Raw genomic sequence first — 17,660 nt, forward strand, 5'->3', positions numbered from 1 at the left:
GGGCATCCCCCGTCCGGGGGAAACCGGTCAGTCCAGCACCGCGAAGCCGTCGAGTTCGACCAGGGCCGGGTCGTCCCACAGGCGGACGACCCCGATCACGGCCATCGCCGGGTAGTCGCGGCCGGCCAAGCGGTGCCAGATGCGGCCGAGTTCGGGGGCGTTCCGGCGATAGGCGTCGACGTCCGTGGTGTAGACGGTCACGCGGGCGAGGTCCGCGGGCGAGCCGCCGGCGTGCCGGAGGGCGGCGAGGAGGTTGGCGAGGGCCGTCTCGAACTGCTCGGGCAGGGTGTCCCCGGTGACCTTGCCGTCCCGGTCGAGGCTGGTCTGCCCGGCGAGGAAGACCAGCCGCGTGCCGGTGGCGGTGACGGCGTGGCTGAAGCCGGTGGGCGGGGAGAGCTCGGCGGGGTTGTGGCGGTGCAGGCTCATGGACGGACCTCCCGGTAGAGCTCCTTGGCGATGATGGTGCGCTGGACCTCGGTGGCCCCTTCGTAGATCCGGGGTGCCCGCACCTCCCGGTAGAGGTGTTCCAGGAGGTGTCCGCGCTGCAGGGCACGGGCGCCGTGCAGCTGCACGGCGGTGTCGACGACGTACTGGGCGGTCTCCGTCGCGAGCAGTTTCGCCATGGCCGCGCGGCGCGGCACGTCCGCCCCGCCGCGGTCGTACGCCTCGGCCGCCGCGTAGACGAGGAGCCGGGCGGCCTCGGTGCGGGTGGCCATCTCGGCGACCTGGTGGGCGACGGCCTGGAGGTCGGCGAGCACGCCGCCGAAGGCGGGCCGGGCGGAGGTGTGGGCGAGGGTGGCGTCGAGGGCGGCCTGGGCCATGCCGACGGCGAAGGCGCCGACGCTGGGGCGGAAGAGGTTGAGGGTGGTCATGGCGACCCGGAAGCCCTCGCCGGGCGCCCCGAGGACGTCCTCGGGGCCGACGGGTACGCCGTCGAAGACGAGGCTCCCGAGGGCGTGCGGCGCGAGCATGTCGAGGGGCTCGCCGGACAGCCCGGGGCGCCCGGCGGGCACCAGGAAGGCGGTGACGCCGCGGGCGCCGCCCGTGCTGTCGCCCGTTCGGGCGAAGACGGTCGCGAAGTCCGCCTCGGGCGCGTTCGAGATCCAGCGCTTCTCGCCGTGGAGGCGCCAGCCGCCGGTCGCCGGGTCCGGTACGGCGTCCAGGGCCAGGGCGGCGGCGTCGGAGCCGGCGCCCGGCTCGGAGAGGGCGAAGGCGGCGACGGCGCGACCGGCGACGACCTCGGGGAGCCAGCGGGCGCGCTGGGCGGCGCTGCCGTGGGCGGCGACGGGGTGGGCGCCGAGGCCCTGGAGAGCGAGGGCGGTCTCGGCCTCGGTGCAGGCGTGGGCGAGCGACTCGCGCATGAGGCACAGGTCGAGGGCGCCCGAGTCGAAGAGGCGGGCGAGCAGTCCGTGGCTGCCGAGGGCGGCGACGAGCGGGCGGTTGACGCGGCCGGGCTCGCCCTTGTCGGCGAGGGGGCGCAGTTGCTCGGCGGCGAGGCCGCGCAGCGACGCGCACCAGGCGGTCTGTTCGGGATCGAGCGAGAATGCGGCCATCGGGGCCCTCTCTGGCGCGCCCGTCGGCCGCCGGACGGGCGACGAGCTGGCTTGTATCGCGAACCGTTGACTGTCGTCACCATCACGATACGCTCGTGGGGCGACGGTCGACCCCATCACGACGAGCCAGCGATCCGCGAAAGCCGCACGAGCCTCGCGATCCCAGCGAGCCACGCACACCACGCGACAGAGGAACATCCCACCGAACAGGGGGACGGACGTGGAGCTGACGCCCTCGGCCCATCTGGACACCTTCGCCCGCGACCATCTGCCGCCCGCCGGACAGTGGCCGAAGCTCCTCTTCGACCTGCCCTCGCTCGCCTACCCCGACCGGCTCAACTGCGGCGCCGAGCTCCTCGACCGCACGGTGGAGCGGTTCGGCCCCGAGCGGAAGGTCTTCCTGGACGGCGAGGGCGGCGTCTGGACGTACGGGCAGCTGCGCGAACGGGTCGACCGGATCGCCCACGTGCTCGACGCCGACCTGGGCGTCCGCCCCGGCAACCGGGTGCTGCTCCGCGGCCCGACCACGCCGTGGCTCGCGGCCTGCTGGCTCGCCGTGATGAAGACCGGCGCGGTCGCCGTGACCGTGCTCGCCCAGCAGCGGGCCCGGGAGCTGGCCGTCATGTGCGAGATGGCCCGCTGCACCCACGCCCTGTGCGACGTGCGGGCGGTCGACGAACTGCTCGCGGCCGAGGTGCCGGGCCTGCGCATCACGCCGTACGGCGGGGACGGCCCGGACGACCTGCTCAGCCTCGCGATCGGCAAGCCCGCGCGGTACGACGCGGTGGACACCGCCGCCGACGACGTGGCCCTCATCGCCTTCACCTCCGGGACCACCGGGCGCCCCAAGGGATGCCTGCACTTCCACCGTGACGTGCTCGCCGCCGCCGACACCTTCTCCGCGCACGTCCTGCGGCCGGAGCCGGACGACGTCTTCGCCGGCTCCCCGCCGCTCGGCTTCACCTTCGGTCTCGGCGGGCTCGTCGTCTTCCCCCTGCGGGCCGGGGCGTGCGCGGTCCTGCTGGAGCAGGCCGGCCCGCAGCAGCTGCTCGCCGCGATCGAGCAGCACCGGGTGTCGGTGCTGTTCACGGCGCCGACCGCGTACCGCGTGATGCTGGACGAGCTCGACAAGCCCGGGCACGGCCACGACCTCGACTCGCTGCGCCGCTGCGTGTCCGCGGGCGAGAACCTGCCGACGGCGACCTGGGAGGCCTGGCGGGAGCGGACCGGGGTGAAGCTGATCAACGGCATCGGCGCGACCGAACTGCTGCACATCTTCATCTCCGCCGCCGACGGCGAGATACGCCCCGGCACCACCGGCCGGCCGGTGCCCGGCTGGCAGGCGCGGATCGTCGACCGGGAGGGGCCCGGCCTGAAGGAGCTGCCGGACGGCGAGGAGGGGCTGCTCGCGGTCCGCGGCCCGGTCGGCTGCCGCTATCTCGCCGACCCGCGGCAGGCGGAGTACGTGAGGGACGGCTGGAACATCACCGGCGACACCTACGTACGCGACCCGGACGGCTACTTCCGCTACGTGTCCCGGGCCGACGACATGATCATCTCGGCCGGGTACAACATCGCCGGCCCACAGGTCGAGGAGGCCCTGCTCGCCCACCCCGACGTCGTGGAGACGGCGGTGATCGGCCGGCCCGACGAACGGCGTGGCCAGGTCGTGGTGGCGTACACGGTGGTGCGGGACGGGGTGCCGCACGACTCGGCCACGGCCGCGGCGCTGCGGACCTTCGTCCGCTCCCGGCTCGCCCCGTACAAGTCGCCGCGCGAGATCGTCTTCATGGACGCGCTGCCCCGCACGGCGACGGGGAAGCTCCAGCGCTACCGGCTGCGGGACGACGCGCGGGACCCCGGCCCCCTAAAGTGATCACGTGGCCGAGCAGCACACCCCCCGATCCCTGATCGTCTCCCTGTACGGCGCGTACGGGCGGTTGCCCGACGGCGCGCCGATGCCCGTGGCGGAGCTGATCCGGCTCCTCGCGGTGCTCGGCGTGGACGCCCCGTCGGTGCGCTCCTCCGTCTCCCGGCTGAAGCGCCGCGGGCTGCTGCTGCCGGGGCGCACGGCGGACGGCGCCGCCGGGTACGCGCTCTCGGACGACGCGCGGATGCTCCTGGAGGACGGCGACCGCCGTATCTACGCCCGCACCGAGCCGGCCCTGTCGGACGGCTGGGTGCTCGCCGTGTTCTCCGTGCCCGAGGCCGAGCGCCACAAGCGCCACCTGCTGCGTTCGCGGCTCGCCCGGCTCGGCTTCGGCTCGGCCGCCCCGGGTGTCTGGATCGCGCCGGCCCGCCTCCACGAGGAGACCCGGCACACCCTGGAGCGGCTCGACCTCGCCGCGTACGTGGACCTCTTCCGCGGCGACCACCTGGGCTTCGCGCCGACGGCGGAGGCGGTGGCCCGCTGGTGGGACCTGCCGTCGATCGCCAAGCTCCACGAGGAGTTCCTGGACGCCCACGAGCCGGTCCTGCGCGCCTGGTCGGCCGCCCCGGGCACCCCGGAGGAGGCCTACCGCGCCTATCTGCTCGCCCTCGACTCCTGGCGCCGGCTGCCGTACGCGGACCCGGTCCTGCCGCTCGCGCTCCTCCCGGAGAACTGGCCGGGCACCCGCTCGGCGGAGGTCTTCCTGGCCCTGCACGAGCGCCTGCACGCCCTGGGCGCGCGGTTCGTGCGGGTGTGACCGGGCCGGATCAGCCCTTGTACTCGGCGATCTGGATCAGGTTGCCGCAGGTGTCGTCGAGGATCGCGGTGGTGACCGGACCCATGTCCACGGGCTCCTGGGTGAAGCGGACGCCGAGGGCGCGGAGCCGGGCGAACTCGGCGTGCACGTCCTCCACGGCGAAGGAGTTCACCGGGATGCCGTCGGCGGCGAGCGCGTCCTGGTAGGCCTTGGCGGCGGGGTGCTGGTTGGGCTCCAGGACCAGTTCGACGCCGTCGGGGTCCTCCGGCGAGACGACGGTCAGCCAGCTGTGGCCGCCGAGCGGGACCTCGGTCTTCTTCACGAAGCCGAGCACCTCGGTGTAGAAGCGCAGGGCCTTGTCCTGCTCGTCGACGAAGACGCTGGTCAGGTTGATCCTCATGGGGTGCTCTCCGGGGGGTCGGGCCTGAGCCACCGGGTCGCGATGCGCTCGAGCGGCTCGGTTTCCAGGTCGTGGAATTTGTAGCGGCCCTCGCGCCGGGTCCGGACCAGGCCGGCGGCCTCCAGGACGGCGAGGTGCTGGCTGACTCCCTGGCGGGAGAGGCCGAGGCCGTGCCGGGTCGCCAGGCGCGCGCAGATCTCGAAGAGGGACTGCCCGTCCCGTTCCGCCAGCTCGTCGAGGACGATCCGGCGGGTGGGGTCGGCCAGCGCCTTGAAGAGTTCGTCGTCGTCCGCCACCGCTCCACCATAGGCAAGCTGCCACTTGCCTATCAAGTCGATCACCGGGTCGTCGGCCGGCGTTTCGCCGGCACCGGCCGATGTCAGGGGCACCGGCCGGTGTCAGGGGCACCGGCCGATGTAAGGGGCACCGGCCGGTGTCAGGGGTCCTTGCGGCCCGTCGGCGGACGGCGGCTGCCCGCACGGTACGGGGGCGGCCAGGGGGCGGCGGAGCCCGCGTAGCCCTGTTCGGCGGCGGCGTGCAGGGTCCAGTGCGGGTCGTAGAGGTGGGGGCGGGCCAGGGCGCACAGGTCGGCACGACCGGCGAGGAGCAGGGAGTTCACGTCGTCCCAGGAGGAGATCGCACCCACCGCGATCACCGGTATCCCGAGCGCCGAGCGGATCCGGTCGGCGTACGGGGTCTGGTACGAGCGCCCGAACTCGGGGCGCTCCTCGGGGACGACCTGGCCGGTCGAGACGTCGAGCGCGTCGGCGCCGTGCGCCGCGAAGGCCCGGGCGATCCCGACGGCGTCCTCGGGGGTCGTGCCGCCCTCGGCCCAGTCGGTGGCGGAGATGCGGACGGTCATGGGGCGGTCGGCCGGCCACACCTCCCGTACCGCGTCGAAGACTTCGAGCGGATAGCGCAGCCGTCCGGCGAGGTCGCCGCCGTAGGCGTCGGTGCGCAGGTTCGTGAGGGGGGAGAGGAAGCCGGAGAGCAGATAGCCGTGGGCGCAGTGGAGTTCGAGGAGGTCGAAGCCGGCCCGGGCGGCCCGGCGCGCGGCGGCGGTGAACTCCTCGCGGACGGCGGTGAGTCCGGCCCGGTCGAGGGCGTGCGGGGTCTGGTTGACACCGGGGCGGTACGGGAGCGGGGAGGCGGCCACGAGCGGCCAGTTGCCGTCGGGCAGCGGCTCGTCGATGCCCTCCCACATGCGCCGGGTGGAGCCCTTGCGGCCGGAGTGCCCGAGCTGGACGCCGATCGCGGTGCCGGGGGCCTGCGCGTGTGCGAAGGAGGTGACGCGGGCCCAGGCCTCGGCCTGCTCGTCGGTCCACAGACCGGCGCAGCCGGGGGTGATCCGGCCCCGTTCGCTCACGCAGACCATCTCGGTCATGACCAGCCCGGCGCCGCCGAGGGCGCGGGCGCCGAGGTGCACGAGGTGGAAGTCGCCCGGGACGCCGTTCTCGGCGACGTACATGTCCATGGGCGAGACCACGACCCGGTTGCGCAGGGTCAGGCCGCCGAGCCGGAAGGGCGTGAACATGGGCGGGGTGCCGGGCGGGCAGCCGAACTCGTCCTCGACGGACGCGGTGAAGGCGGGATCGCGCAGCCGCAGGTTGTCATGGGTGACCCGGCGGCTGCGGGTGAGCAGGTTGAAGGCGAACTGGCGGGGAGGCCGGTCGAGCTGGCCGGCGAGCTCCTCGAACCAGCGCAGGCTCGCGGCGGCGGCCCGCTGGGTCGACTCGACGGCGGGGCGCCGCTCGGCCTCGTAGGCGGCCAGCGCCCCGGTGAGATCGGGGTGCCGGCCGACTGCGGCGGCGAGGGCGACGGCGTCCTCGACGGCGAGCTTGGTGCCGGAGCCGATGGAGAAGTGCGCGGTGTGGGCGGCGTCGCCGAGGAGGACGGTGTTGCCGTGGGACCAGCGGGCGTTGACGACGGTACGGAAGGCGGTCCAGGCGGAGTTGTTGGAGCGCAGCGCGCGGCCGCGGAGCGGTTCGGCGAAGAGCTTGGCGCAGCGGGCGGCGGACTCGGCCTCGTCGAGCTCGTCGAAGCCGGCGGCCCGCCAGACCTCCTCGCGCATCTCGACGATGACCGTGGAGGAGGTGTCGGAGTAGGGGTAGGCGTGGAGCTGCATCACGCCGTACTCGGTCTCGGCGATGTCGAAGCGGAAGGCGTCGAGGGCGAAGTCGGCGGCGAGCCAGATGTAGCGGCAGCGGTGCGTGGCGATCGTGGGCCGGAAGACCTCGGCGTGGGCCTCGCGGGTCCGGCTGTGCACGCCGTCGGCGGCCACGACGAGGTCGTGACCGGCGGCGAGGACGTCGGCGGGCGGGGCCTCGGCACGGAAGCGGAGGTGCACGCCGAGCCCGGCGCAGCGCTCGTGCAGGAGCTCCAGGAGCCGGCGGCGGCCGAGGGCGGCGAAGCCGTGGCCGGTGGAGGTGAGCAGATGGCCGCGGTGGGCGATGTGGATGTCGTCCCACCGGACCAGTTCGCGGCGCAGGGCCGCGTGGACCTCGGGGTCGGCGTCCGCGATGCCGCCGAGGGTCTCGTCGGACAGGACGACGCCGAAGCCGAAGGTGTCGGTGGGGGCGTTCCGCTCCCAGACGGTGACCTCGCGGTCCGGGTCGTCCCGCTTGAGGAGCGCGGCGGCGTAGAGCCCGCCTGGCCCGCCGCCGACGACCGCGACCCGCAGGGCCCGGCTCCCGCCCCGCGCCGCGCCGGTGCCGCCCGGCGCGGAGCGGGGGTTGGGGGTGACGGGGGAGCCCGGGGCGGGACGGGAGGTGGGGGCGGGACGGGAGGCGAGGGCGGGACGAGAGGCGGGGGCGGGACGGGAGGTGGGGGCGATCAGGGAGCCCGGGGTTGGACGGGAGGTGGGGGTGACCGGGGAGCCCGGGGCGGTACGGGAGCCCGGGGCGGGACGGGAGACGGGGCCGGTACGGGAGGTGAGGGCCCGCGTCGCCGGCGTGCGTGGGGCGCCCGGCGCGGTGCCGGGGGACGGGCCGGGGCGGGGAGCCGGGGCGGGCACGGTCACCGCCCCCGCCACTTGGCGGGGCGTTTCGCGGTGAAGGCCGCGTGGAACTCGGCGTAGTCCTCCCCGTGCATGAGGAGGGCCTGGGTGGCGGCGTCCATCTCGACGGAGGCGGCCAGCGGCATGTCGAGCTCGGCGGTGAGCAGCGCCTTGGTCTGGGCGTGGGCGAGGGCGGGCCCCTCGGCGAGCCGGCGGGCGAGGGCGGCGGCGCGGGCGTCGGCGGCGCCCTCCTCCGTGAGCTCGCTGACGAGGCCGATGCGCTCGGCCTCGGCGGCGCCGACCGGGTCGCCCAGCATGAGGAGCCGGGTGGCGTGCCCGAGTCCGACGACCCGTGGCAGCAGATAGGCGGCGCCCATGTCGCCGCCGGAGAGCCCGACGCGGGTGAAGAGGAAGGCGAAGCGGGCGGTGGGGTCGGCGACCCGGAAGTCCGCGGCGAGCGCGAGGACCGCCCCGGCGCCGGCGGCCACGCCGTGGACGGCGGCGATCACCGGGAAGGGGCACTCGCGCAGGGCGCGCACGGTCTGCCCGGTCATCCTGTTGAAGTCGAGGAGCTGGGCGGTGTCCATGGACAGCGTGGCGCCGATGATCTCGTCGACGTCGCCGCCCGAGCAGAAGCCGCGGCCCTCGCCGCCGAGGACGAGCGCGCGGACGGCCCGCTCGCGGGACAGCTCGGCGAGCAGGTCGCGCAGGTCGGCGTAGGCGCCGAAGGTGAGCGCGTTCAGTTTCTCGGGGCGCGCGAGCGTGATCGTGGCGACCCCGTCGTCGACGGTGAGGCGCAGGTGCCGCCAGCGTTCGGTGCGGGTCGCGGAGCCGGTGAAGGGGCTCATCCGGGAGAACCTCCCTGTTGTGTGCACGTACGGGTACGGCATCACCTCCTGGAGGGTATCACTCACCTGTGACTGTCGTCACGAGTGCGCGATATCGGTCCCGGGCCCCCGGGAGCGAAGGTCCCGCGCAGGGCGGACGCAGGTCCCCGACCAAGGCGGGCGACCGCCTCTGTTTCAAGGTTTTCGGGTCCGTAAGGTGGAAACCAGGACGTCGCCCCCACCCGGCGTCCACCTCCCCCTCCCCCTCCCCCACGCCAGTCCCCGCCCGACTCCCCCACACCCCGGCCCCCACGCCCCCGTCGAGCCCGAACGGAACCCCGCCGTGTTCGAAGCCTCCGGTCCCGCCACCTGGCGCGTCGAGCTGCCGCACACCACGGCCGCCGTGCCGATCGCCCGTGCCCTGGTCCGCTCCGTCCTCACCGAGATCGAGCGCGCGCGGCGCGCCGCCGCCGACCGCGACACGGCCGAGCTGCTCACCTCCGAACTCGTCGCCAACGCCGTCGAGCACACCCCCGGCGACCGCCCGATCGAGCTGGTGGTCGAGCTGCTCCCGGCCTTCGGCGGCTGCCAGATAGAGGTCCACGACGGGCGCGCCGCGAACCCCGGCGAGCTGCTCCGCCCGGGGCCCGTCACCCCGGTCGACCCGTGGCAGGAGCACGGCCGCGGACTGCTCCTGATCCGCGCCCTCAGCAGCGACTGCGGTCACCGTCCCACCGCGCACGGCAAGGCGGTCTGGTTCACGCTCCCGGCCGTGCCGGCACCTCGTCGGAGTCCGGAGCAGTGAAGGGCGTGTTCCTATACGCGGCCGCCGGTTAGGCGTGCGAACTCCCAGGGGTCGTGCGCCGAGAAGACCGTCACCTCGTCACCGTGGTCGCGGACCAGCTCGCGCAGCCGGGCCTGGGTGCCGATCCGCAGGTCGCGATGGACCTGCGAGCGCGTCTGGACGACGTCCATCACCGGATGAACCTCCTTCGCCTCCTCGACCTCGCGGTGGTAGTAGTACGCGTCGCCGCAGTGCAGCAACCACCGGTCGGCGTCCCGGACGGCGACGCCGGTGTGACCGGCGGTGTGACCGCCGAGCGGGACGAGCCGGAACCCCTCGGGCAGCCCCTCCGGCCGGTGGGCGGCGAAGCCGAACCAGTCGTCGGCGTGGTCGGGGGCCGGGACGGGCCCGGTGTCGGGGTCGAGGTCGGAGGGGAAGGAGTACGTGACCCAGTCGGGCTCGTGGGCCCAGTGGGCGGAGCGGTAGCGGTAGCTGGGGGCCTCGGCACGCGCCGCGGCGAGTTCGGCGGCGAGCACGTGCACCCGGGCACCGGGGAAGTCGGGCAGGCCGCCGCAGTGGTCCACGTCCAGGTGGGTCAGCAGGATGTGCCGCACGTCGGCAGGGTCGTACCCGAGCCGGGCGACCTGCCGAATCGCCGTCTCCCCCTCGTCGAGCGCGGGCTGGGCCATGGCGACCCAGTCGGCGCCCAGCGTGACCTCCGGGTCCCGGACGTCGCCGAGGCCGAGGCCGGTCTCGACCAGGACCAGGCCGTCGGCATCGGTCTCCACGAGCAGGCAGTGGTTGACGGCGGGCAGGGACGCGGGGCCGTCGTAGGTGGGGTCGATGGTGCGGACCGAGCCGCAGTTCAGGTGATGGATCCTCATGACGGGTAGGCTGCGACTTGAAGCGCGGTTCAAGTCAAGGCCGGCAGCCGGACGAAGAGGAGACGGGCGTGCACGGGACCCTGCTGGACATCGCCGAGGTCGCCGAACGCTCGGGCCTCGCGCCCTCGGCGCTGCGGTTCTACGAGAAGAAGGGCCTCATCGCCCCCGAGGGACGGAACGGCCTGCGGCGCGCCTACCGCCCGGACGTCCTGGAGCGCCTCGCGCTCGTCACATGCGCCCGGAGCGCCGGATTCTCGATCGCCGAGATCGAGCGCTTCGTGGTGGCGCGCCCGTCCGACGCGGACGTTCGCGCCCGGATGACCGCCAAGGCCGACGACCTCGACGAACAGATCGGGCGGTTCACCCGGCTCCGCGACAGCCTCCGGCACGCCGCCGTCTGCGACCACGAACCGATCGTCGACTGCCCGGACTTCAAGCGCGCCGTCGGGAACGTGGCCGCGACGCCGACGGCGACTGCCCCTGCGGACGCGCCAACGGAGGCGTCCGCGGAGGCATCCGCGACAGGGACAGCGCCAGACACAGCGACAGCGACAGCGACAGCGAGGGAAGCAGGAACGGCGACGGCCGGCACCGCCGCGCGGATCGCCTAGCGGCGTTCGCGGTCGGGGCGTTCACGGGCGGCGAGCAGTCCGCCGACCGCGCGCCGCGTCCTTCCTGTGCGTCCACGGCCGCCTACCGCGTTGCCCGCTCGTCCCGCGTTGCCCGCTTGTGCCGTGCTTCCTGCTCGTCCCGGGTTGCCCGCTCGTCCCGTGCTTCCCGCTCGTCTCGGCATGGCTCTCCTCCAGGGGTCGGCACGGTGCGCGTCCTCGCATCGCGACCAGAGCCATGGTCGAGTCCTGCGGCGGTGAAGTCCGGCGGCAGGGGCCCAGCGGTGACGGGGGATCGCTGGGCGTCTGCACAGAGGGCCGGGGCAGGTCGGCGGCCGGGGTGGCCGGCTGGGCGGGCCTAGGAGCTGTCCGGTCGATCATGTGACTGTCGCCTGGTCTGATCGTTGTCCCGTGTATGGGGCGGGGTGATCTGCGTGATGCCGAGTGGGAACGGCTGCGGCCGTTCCTGCCGGTCAGTAACGGGCGGTGTGGCAGGTGGCGGGATCACCGGCAGGTGATCGACGGGATTCTGCACCGGGTGCGGACCGGGGTGCAGTGGCGTGACCTGCCCGAACGGTTCGGGCCGTGGAAGACCGTCTACGAACGCCACCGCCTGTGGTCGGCCGACGGCACCTGGGAGCGTCTGCTCCAGCAGGTCCAGGCCGCAGCAGACGCCGCAGGTGAGATCGACTGGGACATCTCGGTCGACTCCACCATCGTCCGTGCGCATCAGCACGCGGCCGGCGCCCGCACCGACCCGCCTCGGCCCCGGGATCAAAGGGGGCCGCAGGGATGGAACATCAGGACGAGACGCCGGGGCAGAGCCTGGTCGCCCGCTTGGTGGAGGTGGTGCTGGAGGTGAGGGTCTGGGCCGCTCGCGCGGCGGTTCACCAGCAAGCTCCACCTGAGCGCGGACGGCCGCTGCCGACCCCTGTCCCTGATCGTCACCCCAGGTCAGCGGGCCGACTGCACCCAGTTCAAGCCAGTCCTGGAGAAGATCCGAGTACCCAGATCGGGCCTGGGACGGCCACGCAAGAAGCCCGCCAGCCTCGCGGCCGACAGGGCCTACAGCAACGGCCCCGTCCGCGAGTACCTGCGACGGCGGGGAATCCGCCACACCATCCCAGAGAAGACCGACAGCCAGGCCGCCCGCCTGCGCAAAGGCGCACGCGGCGGACGACCACCCGGCTTCGACGGGGACCGCTACAAGAAACGCAACACCGTCGAGCGGGCGATCAACCGCCTGAAGCAGTCCCGGGCGGTCGCCACTCGCTACGACAAACGCGGCTACGTCTTCCTCGGCACCGCCACCGCCGCGGCCCTCGTCATCTGGCTCCGGACCTGAGCTCCTACGCGACCCAGCAGTAGACACTCTGGCCCTGGCGGCGGGCGGTGCTGACGAGAGCAGCGAGATCTCCCACGATCGCGTCGGCGATCTCCGTGCCGATGACCTCGCCGTCCTCCGCACGCAGCCGGATCCACGAGGCGGCGACGTCGCTCAACCTGGCGTGCGTGGCGTCCGCGAGCGCAGTGGACAGGCGAGGCGAGAGCGCGAAGACGACGCACCCGTCGTTGTCCTGGCCGGCGACGATGCGAGGCTCGCCGGCCTCGACGAGTTCCTCGAAGCTGCCGCCGGTCAGAAGGCATTCCCACTCGACCACGGCTTCTTCGGGATCGAAGTTGCCGAAGGAGAGCGACTCGGATGCCCGTCCCGGCCCGGACTGGAGGGCCAGACTCGCTGACCTGTCGTCCGGCGCCACGAAGAACTTCACGATGATGCTCACCCGGGCATCATGCCCGACAGCCTGCACCCATGATCGGCCGGACAAGTCCTAGGCGGGGTCGCCCATCGTGGCCACCATGACGGCCTTGATCGTGTGCATCCGGTTCTCGGCCTCGTCGAAGACGACCGAGTGCGCCGACTCGAAGACCTCGTCGGAGACCTCGAGCTCGGTCAGGCCGTGCCGGGCGTGGATGTCGAGGCCGACGGCGGTGCCGAGGTCGTGGAAGGCCGGGAGGCAGTGCAGGAACTTCACGTCCGGGTTGCCGGTGGCGCGGATGACGTCCATCGTCACGGCGTACGGGCCGAGCGCGGCGATCCGCTCGTCCCAGACCTCCTTGGGCTCGCCCATGGAGACCCACACGTCCGTGGCGACGAAGTCGGCCCCGCGCACGCCCTCGGCGACGTCCTCGGTGAGGGTGATCGTCGCTCCGCTGGTCCCGGCGAGGCGACGGGCCTCGGTGACGAAGTCCTCGGCCGGCCAGTAGGCCTTGGGGGCCACGATGCGGACGTCCATGCCGAGCAGGGCGCCGGTGATCAGGTAGGAGTTGCCCATGTTGAAGCGGGCGTCGCCGAGGTACGCGAAGGTCATCGCCTCGAGGGCCTTGTCGCTGTGCTCGGTCATGGTGAGGACGTCGGCGAGCATCTGGGTGGGGTGCCAGTCGTCGGTGAGCCCGTTGAAGACGGGCACCCCGGCGAACTCGGCCAGCTCCTCGACGGCGGCCTGGCTGTCGCCCCGGTACTCGATGCCGTCGAACATCCGGCCCAGCACACGGGCGGTGTCCTTGACCGACTCCTTGTGCCCGATCTGGGAGCCCGAGGGGTCGAGGTAGGTGGTGGACGCGCCCTGGTCGGCGGCGGCGACCTCGAAGGCGCAGCGGGTGCGGGTGGAGGTCTTCTCGAAGATCAGGGCGATGTTCCGGCCCCGCAGCCGCTGCACCTCCGTACCGGCCTTCTTCGCCGCCTTGAGCTCCGCGGCGAGCGCGACCAGACCGCGGAACTCCTCGGCGGTGAAGTCCAGCTCCTTGAGGAAGTGGCGGCCGGTGAGGTCGGTGGCCATGGGGGGCTCCTGAGATACGGTCGGTGACGTCGGGGGACGAGGACGGTGGAAGTCTATACGCGATTAGACATTCTTATACAGCCCCTCCTGGGCCCTGCCTCCTGGCCCCTGCCTCCCCGTCCCCCACCTCGGCCTCCGCCGCGCCCCCCGGGACCGTCACCCGCTCGTGCGCCTACGCGGGCACGCGGGATCCCCGCCCCACGGCCGCCGGGTCACACGGCGTCACGCTCGACAGGGCAGCTCATACAACGGGGCCCGCCCCTTCCCCGGCCGAGCTCGCTCCCCGGGATCTCGATCACCTCGATGCCCAGCTTGCGCAGATGCGTGTTGGTGGTCACGTTCCGCTCGTAGGCGACGACGACTCCCGGCTCGACGGCGAGCACGTTGCACCCGTCGTCCCACTGCTCCCGCGCCGCCGCGTGCACGTCCTGGGTGGCGGTGAGCACACGGATGTCCTGGAGGCCGAGGGCGGCGGCGATGGCGCTGTGCATCTGCTCCGGCGGGTGGTCGGTCACCCGCAGGGACTGCCCCTCGTCGCCCGGCTCGATCGTGTACGAGCGGAGCATGCCGAGACCCGCGTACTGGGTGAAGGTGTCCTGGTCCACCATCGTCATCACGGTGTCGAGGTGCATGAACGCGCGGCGCTTCGGCATGTCGAGCGCGATGATCGTACGCGCGGAGCCGGCCGCGAACATGCCGCGGGCGAGCATCTCCACGGCCTGTGGGGTGGTGCGCTCGCTCATGCCGATGAGGACGGCGCCGTTGCCGATGACGAGGACGTCGCCGCCCTCGATGGTCGAGGGGTAGTCGGACTGCCCCTCCGACCAGTGGTGGAAGTTCCCCGCCTCCGAGCCGGTGAACAGGGGGTGGTGCTTGTAGATCGCCTCGAAGTGCACGGTCTCGCGCTGGCGGGCGGGCCAGCGCATGGCGTTGATGGACACCCCGTCGTAGATCCATGCGGAGGTGTCGCGGGTGAAGAGGTGGTTGGGCAGCGGGTCGAGGACGAAGTCGTCCAGATCCAGGGCGTGGAAGCGGACCGAGGTCGGCTCGCGGTGGCCCGCGAGGAACTCGCGCTTCGTCATCCCGCCGACGAGCGCCTCGACGAGGTCCGGGGCGTCGAGCGCGTCGAAGGCCGCGCGCAGGTGGTCGGTGGCGAGCGGGCCGTACTCCTTCTCGTCGAAGACCCGGTCGAGCACGAGTGCGCGTGCCGCCGGCAGTTCCAGGGCCTCGCGCAGGAGGTCCCCGAAGAGGTGGACCTCGACGCCTCGGTCGCGCAGCACGTCCGCGAACCCGTCGTGCTCCTGACGGGCCCGGCGCACCCACAGCACGTCGTCGAAGAGGAGGGCGTCCTTGTTGGTCGGGGTGAGCCGCTTCAGCTCCAGATCCGGTCGGTGCAGGATGACGCGGCGCAGCCGCCCGGTCTCGGAATCGACATGGAATCCCATGCGCCCATCCTGACGGAGCGGGACGGCCCGCGCGTGGTACTCACGGTGTCAGGAGCGCCGCGAAGATGACGACGACGAGCGACACCAGGAGGAACAGGGCGCAACCGAGCACGGCGTAGGCCACCCGCCCGTCGCTGCGTTGCCTGGCGGACGAGGGGTCGGGGACGGGAGGACGGGCGGCCGGGGTGGGTGGATCCGTGCTGGACGGGGGTGCCGGGAAGGCCGGGGCCGGGGGCGGAGAGGGCGGGCACGAAGGGGACGGGGAGGAGGCCCTCGGGGCGGGGGCCGAGGACGCGGAGGAGGCCTTCGGGGCGGGGGCCGAGGACGGCGGAACGGCCGGGTGCGGGACGAGCGGGTTCGGCGAGGTGAGGCGGACGTCGAGGACGAGGGTGCGCCAGACCGACTCGGGCAGCCCGGGGCGCTCGCCCCCCACGATCCGGCGGAAGGCGGCCCGGGCGGCGGGGTCGGGACTGGTACGGAACCGGGCGAGCACGAGGGCCAGCCGTTCGACCGGCCCGTCGCCCTCCTTCGCGCCGCCGAGCATCGGGCGGACGGCCCAGTCGTGCAGCTCCGCGGCCTCGGCTGCGCGTTCGGCCGCGGCAACCCGGTCGTCGGGGTGGGCGCGTCCGACGAAGTACTCCTCGGCGATCACGAGGTCGCGCAGCTCCCGCCGCAGCTCGCGCCCCCAGGCCGGGAAGCGGCGGACGACCTCCTGGATCAGGACGGTGGTGACGAGGTGCGGGCGCCCACGGTCCCGGAGCGCCAGGAGCAGCTCCCCGTCGGACGCCTCGTCGGCGGCCTCCCGTACCTCCCCCCGTCCGTCGGCCCGTACGAGCCGCCCTTCCAGCCCGGTCTCCCGCCGCACGCGCTTCCGGCGCCCGCGGTACCTCCGCCGCGTCTCGACGGGCCCGGCCCAGGCGGACCCGAGCACACCACCGGCGCGGGGCTCGGCGACCGCGTCGGACGACCGGTCGGGACCCGCCGTATCGTCCGACGGGTCCGGACGCTCGGCGGCGGATTCGAGCCGCCGCGCGCCGAACGGACGGGCCGTGGTCTCCTCCGTGCCGGCCGGGCACTCGGCCCCCGGATCGGACGACCGGAGGCCGCCCTGCCCCGCCGGCCCCCGCCCCTCGGCCGACGACCGGGAGCCCCGGCCCTCCGCGGAGGACACGAAGGGCCGCGGGCCGGACCGGACCGGCGAGGCCGTGCCGTCGGCCGGCGGCCAGGCGTCCGAGCCCTGCGGAGCCCCCTGGGCCGGCGGCACCCGCGGCGCCCCGGGGAGCGAGGGCCCCCCGCCGCCCGACGGAGCCTCTCGGACACGGGGAACGCCTGGAACCGGCGAACCCCCTGGGACCGCCGAACGCCCAGGGACCGGCGGGGCCTCCGGGATCGAGGGAACGTCGCCAGGGACCGGCGGGTCCTCAGGAACCGAAGGAACGCCGCCAGGGACCGGCGGGGCCTCCGGAACGGGGGGAACGCCGCCTGAAATCGGAGGGACCTCCGGACCCGGGGCAGCACCGGGGATCGGCGACCCCGCCGGGACGCCGCCCGGGACACCGCCCGGGACCGCCGAGCCGTCCGGCCCCGACGGTACTCCCGGGGCCGCCGAGCCTCCGGATCCCGACGCTCCCGCCGTCCCCGAGCCCCACGAGGCCCCCGGCGCCCCCGCCGTCCCTCCGTCCCCCGTCGTGCGTCGACCGCCTGCGGCGGCGCTCCCGCCCCCGCCCGCCGGATAGCGCCTGTCCAACCGCGTCACGGCACCCCGGGCCGTCGCCATCAGCGGGGCGCCCGGCCGGGTCAGGGCGTGACGGAGGGCGGCGCCGACGGCGTACTCGCGGTCGGCGCCCGCCGCCACGCCGCGCAGGTGGTGGTCGACCAGGCGGGCGGCCAGGGACTCCGCCTCGTCGCCTGCGCGTTCACGGGGATCGGCGCGGTGGCGGTCGGTGTTGCTGCTTGCCGCACCGGCCCAGCGGCCGACGAAGACGAAGCGGAGGGCACGGAGTTCGGCCGTGTCGTGGCTCGCGAAGGTCCAGCGGAGGTCGGTGAGTTCGCCGAACATGCTGTAGAGCCCCCACAGCACCGGCAGAGCCGTGTCGCCCCGCTCGTCGAGGAGCGTGAAACGCCCCTCGGGCCGGCGCAGCAACTCCGCGACCGCGCCCGTGAGTTCGTCGGCGACCTCCGGGAGGCGTGTGTCGAGCGCGTGCTGGCCCAGGCCCGCCGCCGGGATCAGCGCGTCCTCCCGTACCTCCGGAAGCCCGCCCCGTACCGCCGCGAGCGGCAGGTCCGCGCCCTCCCAGGTCCAGCCGTGCAGCCCCAGGCAGAGCGACGGGTCCAGGAGGTCGGAGGGGCCGACGAGGGCGTGACAGATGGTGGAGGCCCCACCGCCGGGGTCGGTCCAGGGGATGCGGCGGATCAGCATGGCCTCCGTGCGGCGCTGGAGCCGGATCAGGGCCGGCCGGGTCTCCTCGCCGCTGGCCCTCAGCACCGTCCCGGCGCTGCGGAAGAGTGCCTCCGCCTCGTCCCTGCCGCCGGACCAGGCCACCGGTCCGAAGCCGGTGGTGCCCGACGCGTTCCCGCTGTCCCAGCGGAACACGATCTGGTCGACCCGTTCGGCCGCTCCGTCGGTGGGCGCCATGG

At 74.0% G+C, this 17,660-nt stretch carries 15 protein-coding genes and 1 pseudogene; 5 read left to right on the top strand and 11 right to left on the bottom strand.

Translation table 11 applies throughout. From position 1 onward, the window contains the following. Nucleotides 1-27 precede the first annotated feature (27 nt). Entirely contained in the window at nucleotides 28-426 is a 399-nt protein-coding gene (locus tag ACIRQF_RS29100; RefSeq protein ID WP_403522085.1) for a RidA family protein, read from the bottom strand. Beyond that, nucleotides 423-1,553, bottom strand: coding sequence for an acyl-CoA dehydrogenase family protein (locus ACIRQF_RS29105; RefSeq protein WP_404096372.1), 1,131 nt, complete (start codon nucleotides 1,551-1,553; stop codon nucleotides 423-425). The genes ACIRQF_RS29100 and ACIRQF_RS29105 overlap by 4 nt, the downstream gene beginning before the upstream one ends. A gap of 220 nt (nucleotides 1,554-1,773) precedes the next feature. Here ACIRQF_RS29105 and ACIRQF_RS29110 point away from each other — a divergent pair, with 220 nt between their 5' ends. Both ACIRQF_RS29110 and ACIRQF_RS29115 read left to right on the top strand, forming a co-directional pair. After that, entirely contained in the window at nucleotides 1,774-3,429 is a 1,656-nt protein-coding gene (locus ACIRQF_RS29110; protein ID WP_404096375.1) for an AMP-binding protein, read from the top strand. Nucleotides 3,430-3,433: 4 nt separating this feature from the next. Beyond that, nucleotides 3,434-4,240: a PaaX family transcriptional regulator C-terminal domain-containing protein gene (locus ACIRQF_RS29115; protein ID WP_376628857.1), complete on the top strand. Its 807-nt coding sequence runs from the start codon at nucleotides 3,434-3,436 to the stop codon at nucleotides 4,238-4,240. Between the two features lie 10 nt (nucleotides 4,241-4,250). On the opposite strand, the gene ACIRQF_RS29120 is transcribed toward ACIRQF_RS29115, so the two are convergent. From ACIRQF_RS29120 to ACIRQF_RS29135, 4 genes are all read right to left on the bottom strand, one after another. Continuing rightward, nucleotides 4,251-4,640: a VOC family protein gene (locus ACIRQF_RS29120; RefSeq protein ID WP_376628855.1), complete on the bottom strand. Its 390-nt coding sequence runs from the start codon at nucleotides 4,638-4,640 to the stop codon at nucleotides 4,251-4,253. Then, nucleotides 4,637-4,936 (bottom strand): ArsR/SmtB family transcription factor, encoded by a 300-nt coding sequence (locus tag ACIRQF_RS29125; protein WP_403522076.1) that lies wholly within the window; start codon nucleotides 4,934-4,936, stop codon nucleotides 4,637-4,639. Before ACIRQF_RS29125 ends, ACIRQF_RS29120 begins: the two co-directional genes overlap by 4 nt. 140 nt (nucleotides 4,937-5,076) lie before the next feature. Then, nucleotides 5,077-7,320: a bifunctional salicylyl-CoA 5-hydroxylase/oxidoreductase gene (locus tag ACIRQF_RS29130; RefSeq protein ID WP_404096667.1), complete on the bottom strand. Its 2,244-nt coding sequence runs from the start codon at nucleotides 7,318-7,320 to the stop codon at nucleotides 5,077-5,079. A 335-nt stretch (nucleotides 7,321-7,655) separates the two neighbouring features. Next, on the bottom strand, nucleotides 7,656-8,483 hold the full coding sequence (locus tag ACIRQF_RS29135) for an enoyl-CoA hydratase family protein (RefSeq protein ID WP_376628851.1): 828 nt from the start codon (nucleotides 8,481-8,483) through the stop codon (nucleotides 7,656-7,658). 322 nt (nucleotides 8,484-8,805) lie between these two features. Between ACIRQF_RS29135 and ACIRQF_RS29140 the strand changes: the two genes are divergently transcribed. Then, entirely contained in the window at nucleotides 8,806-9,267 is a 462-nt protein-coding gene (locus tag ACIRQF_RS29140) for an ATP-binding protein (RefSeq protein WP_404096379.1), read from the top strand. A gap of 11 nt (nucleotides 9,268-9,278) precedes the next feature. Here ACIRQF_RS29140 and ACIRQF_RS29145 read toward each other — a convergent pair whose 3' ends face one another. Further along, nucleotides 9,279-10,130 carry an MBL fold metallo-hydrolase gene (locus tag ACIRQF_RS29145; RefSeq protein ID WP_404096381.1) on the bottom strand — a complete coding sequence of 284 codons (852 nt, stop codon included), beginning with the start codon at nucleotides 10,128-10,130 and terminating at the stop codon, nucleotides 9,279-9,281. A gap of 68 nt (nucleotides 10,131-10,198) precedes the next feature. Between ACIRQF_RS29145 and ACIRQF_RS29150 the strand changes: the two genes are divergently transcribed. Together ACIRQF_RS29150 and ACIRQF_RS29155 are read left to right on the top strand one after the other, a co-directional pair. Then, on the top strand, nucleotides 10,199-10,741 hold the full coding sequence (locus ACIRQF_RS29150) for a MerR family transcriptional regulator (RefSeq protein ID WP_376628846.1): 543 nt from the start codon (nucleotides 10,199-10,201) through the stop codon (nucleotides 10,739-10,741). Between the two features lie 412 nt (nucleotides 10,742-11,153). Next, nucleotides 11,154-12,083, top strand: a pseudogene (locus ACIRQF_RS29155) (IS5 family transposase). A 4-nt stretch (nucleotides 12,084-12,087) separates the two neighbouring features. Here ACIRQF_RS29155 and ACIRQF_RS29160 read toward each other — a convergent pair. The 4 genes from ACIRQF_RS29160 to ACIRQF_RS29175 all read right to left on the bottom strand — a co-directional run bounded on the left by ACIRQF_RS29160 (nucleotide 12,088) and on the right by ACIRQF_RS29175 (nucleotide 17,658). Beyond that, nucleotides 12,088-12,522, bottom strand: coding sequence for a hypothetical protein (locus ACIRQF_RS29160; protein WP_404096384.1), 435 nt, complete (start codon nucleotides 12,520-12,522; stop codon nucleotides 12,088-12,090). Between the two features lie 48 nt (nucleotides 12,523-12,570). Then, the gene (gene argF / locus ACIRQF_RS29165) at nucleotides 12,571-13,578 is read right to left on the bottom strand and encodes an ornithine carbamoyltransferase (RefSeq protein WP_389750584.1); all 1,008 of its coding nucleotides are present in this window, start codon (nucleotides 13,576-13,578) and stop codon (nucleotides 12,571-12,573) included. A 212-nt stretch (nucleotides 13,579-13,790) separates the two neighbouring features. Beyond that, nucleotides 13,791-15,023 carry an arginine deiminase gene (locus ACIRQF_RS29170; protein WP_376628842.1) on the bottom strand — a complete coding sequence of 411 codons (1,233 nt, stop codon included), beginning with the start codon at nucleotides 15,021-15,023 and terminating at the stop codon, nucleotides 13,791-13,793. 40 nt (nucleotides 15,024-15,063) lie between these two features. Further along, nucleotides 15,064-17,658, bottom strand: coding sequence for a hypothetical protein (locus ACIRQF_RS29175; protein ID WP_404096388.1), 2,595 nt, complete (start codon nucleotides 17,656-17,658; stop codon nucleotides 15,064-15,066). Nucleotides 17,659-17,660 lie beyond the last annotated feature (2 nt).

It is taken from the genome of Streptomyces sp. NPDC101191 (genome assembly GCF_044767915.1).
Lineage (GTDB): Bacteria > Actinomycetota > Actinomycetes > Streptomycetales > Streptomycetaceae > Streptomyces.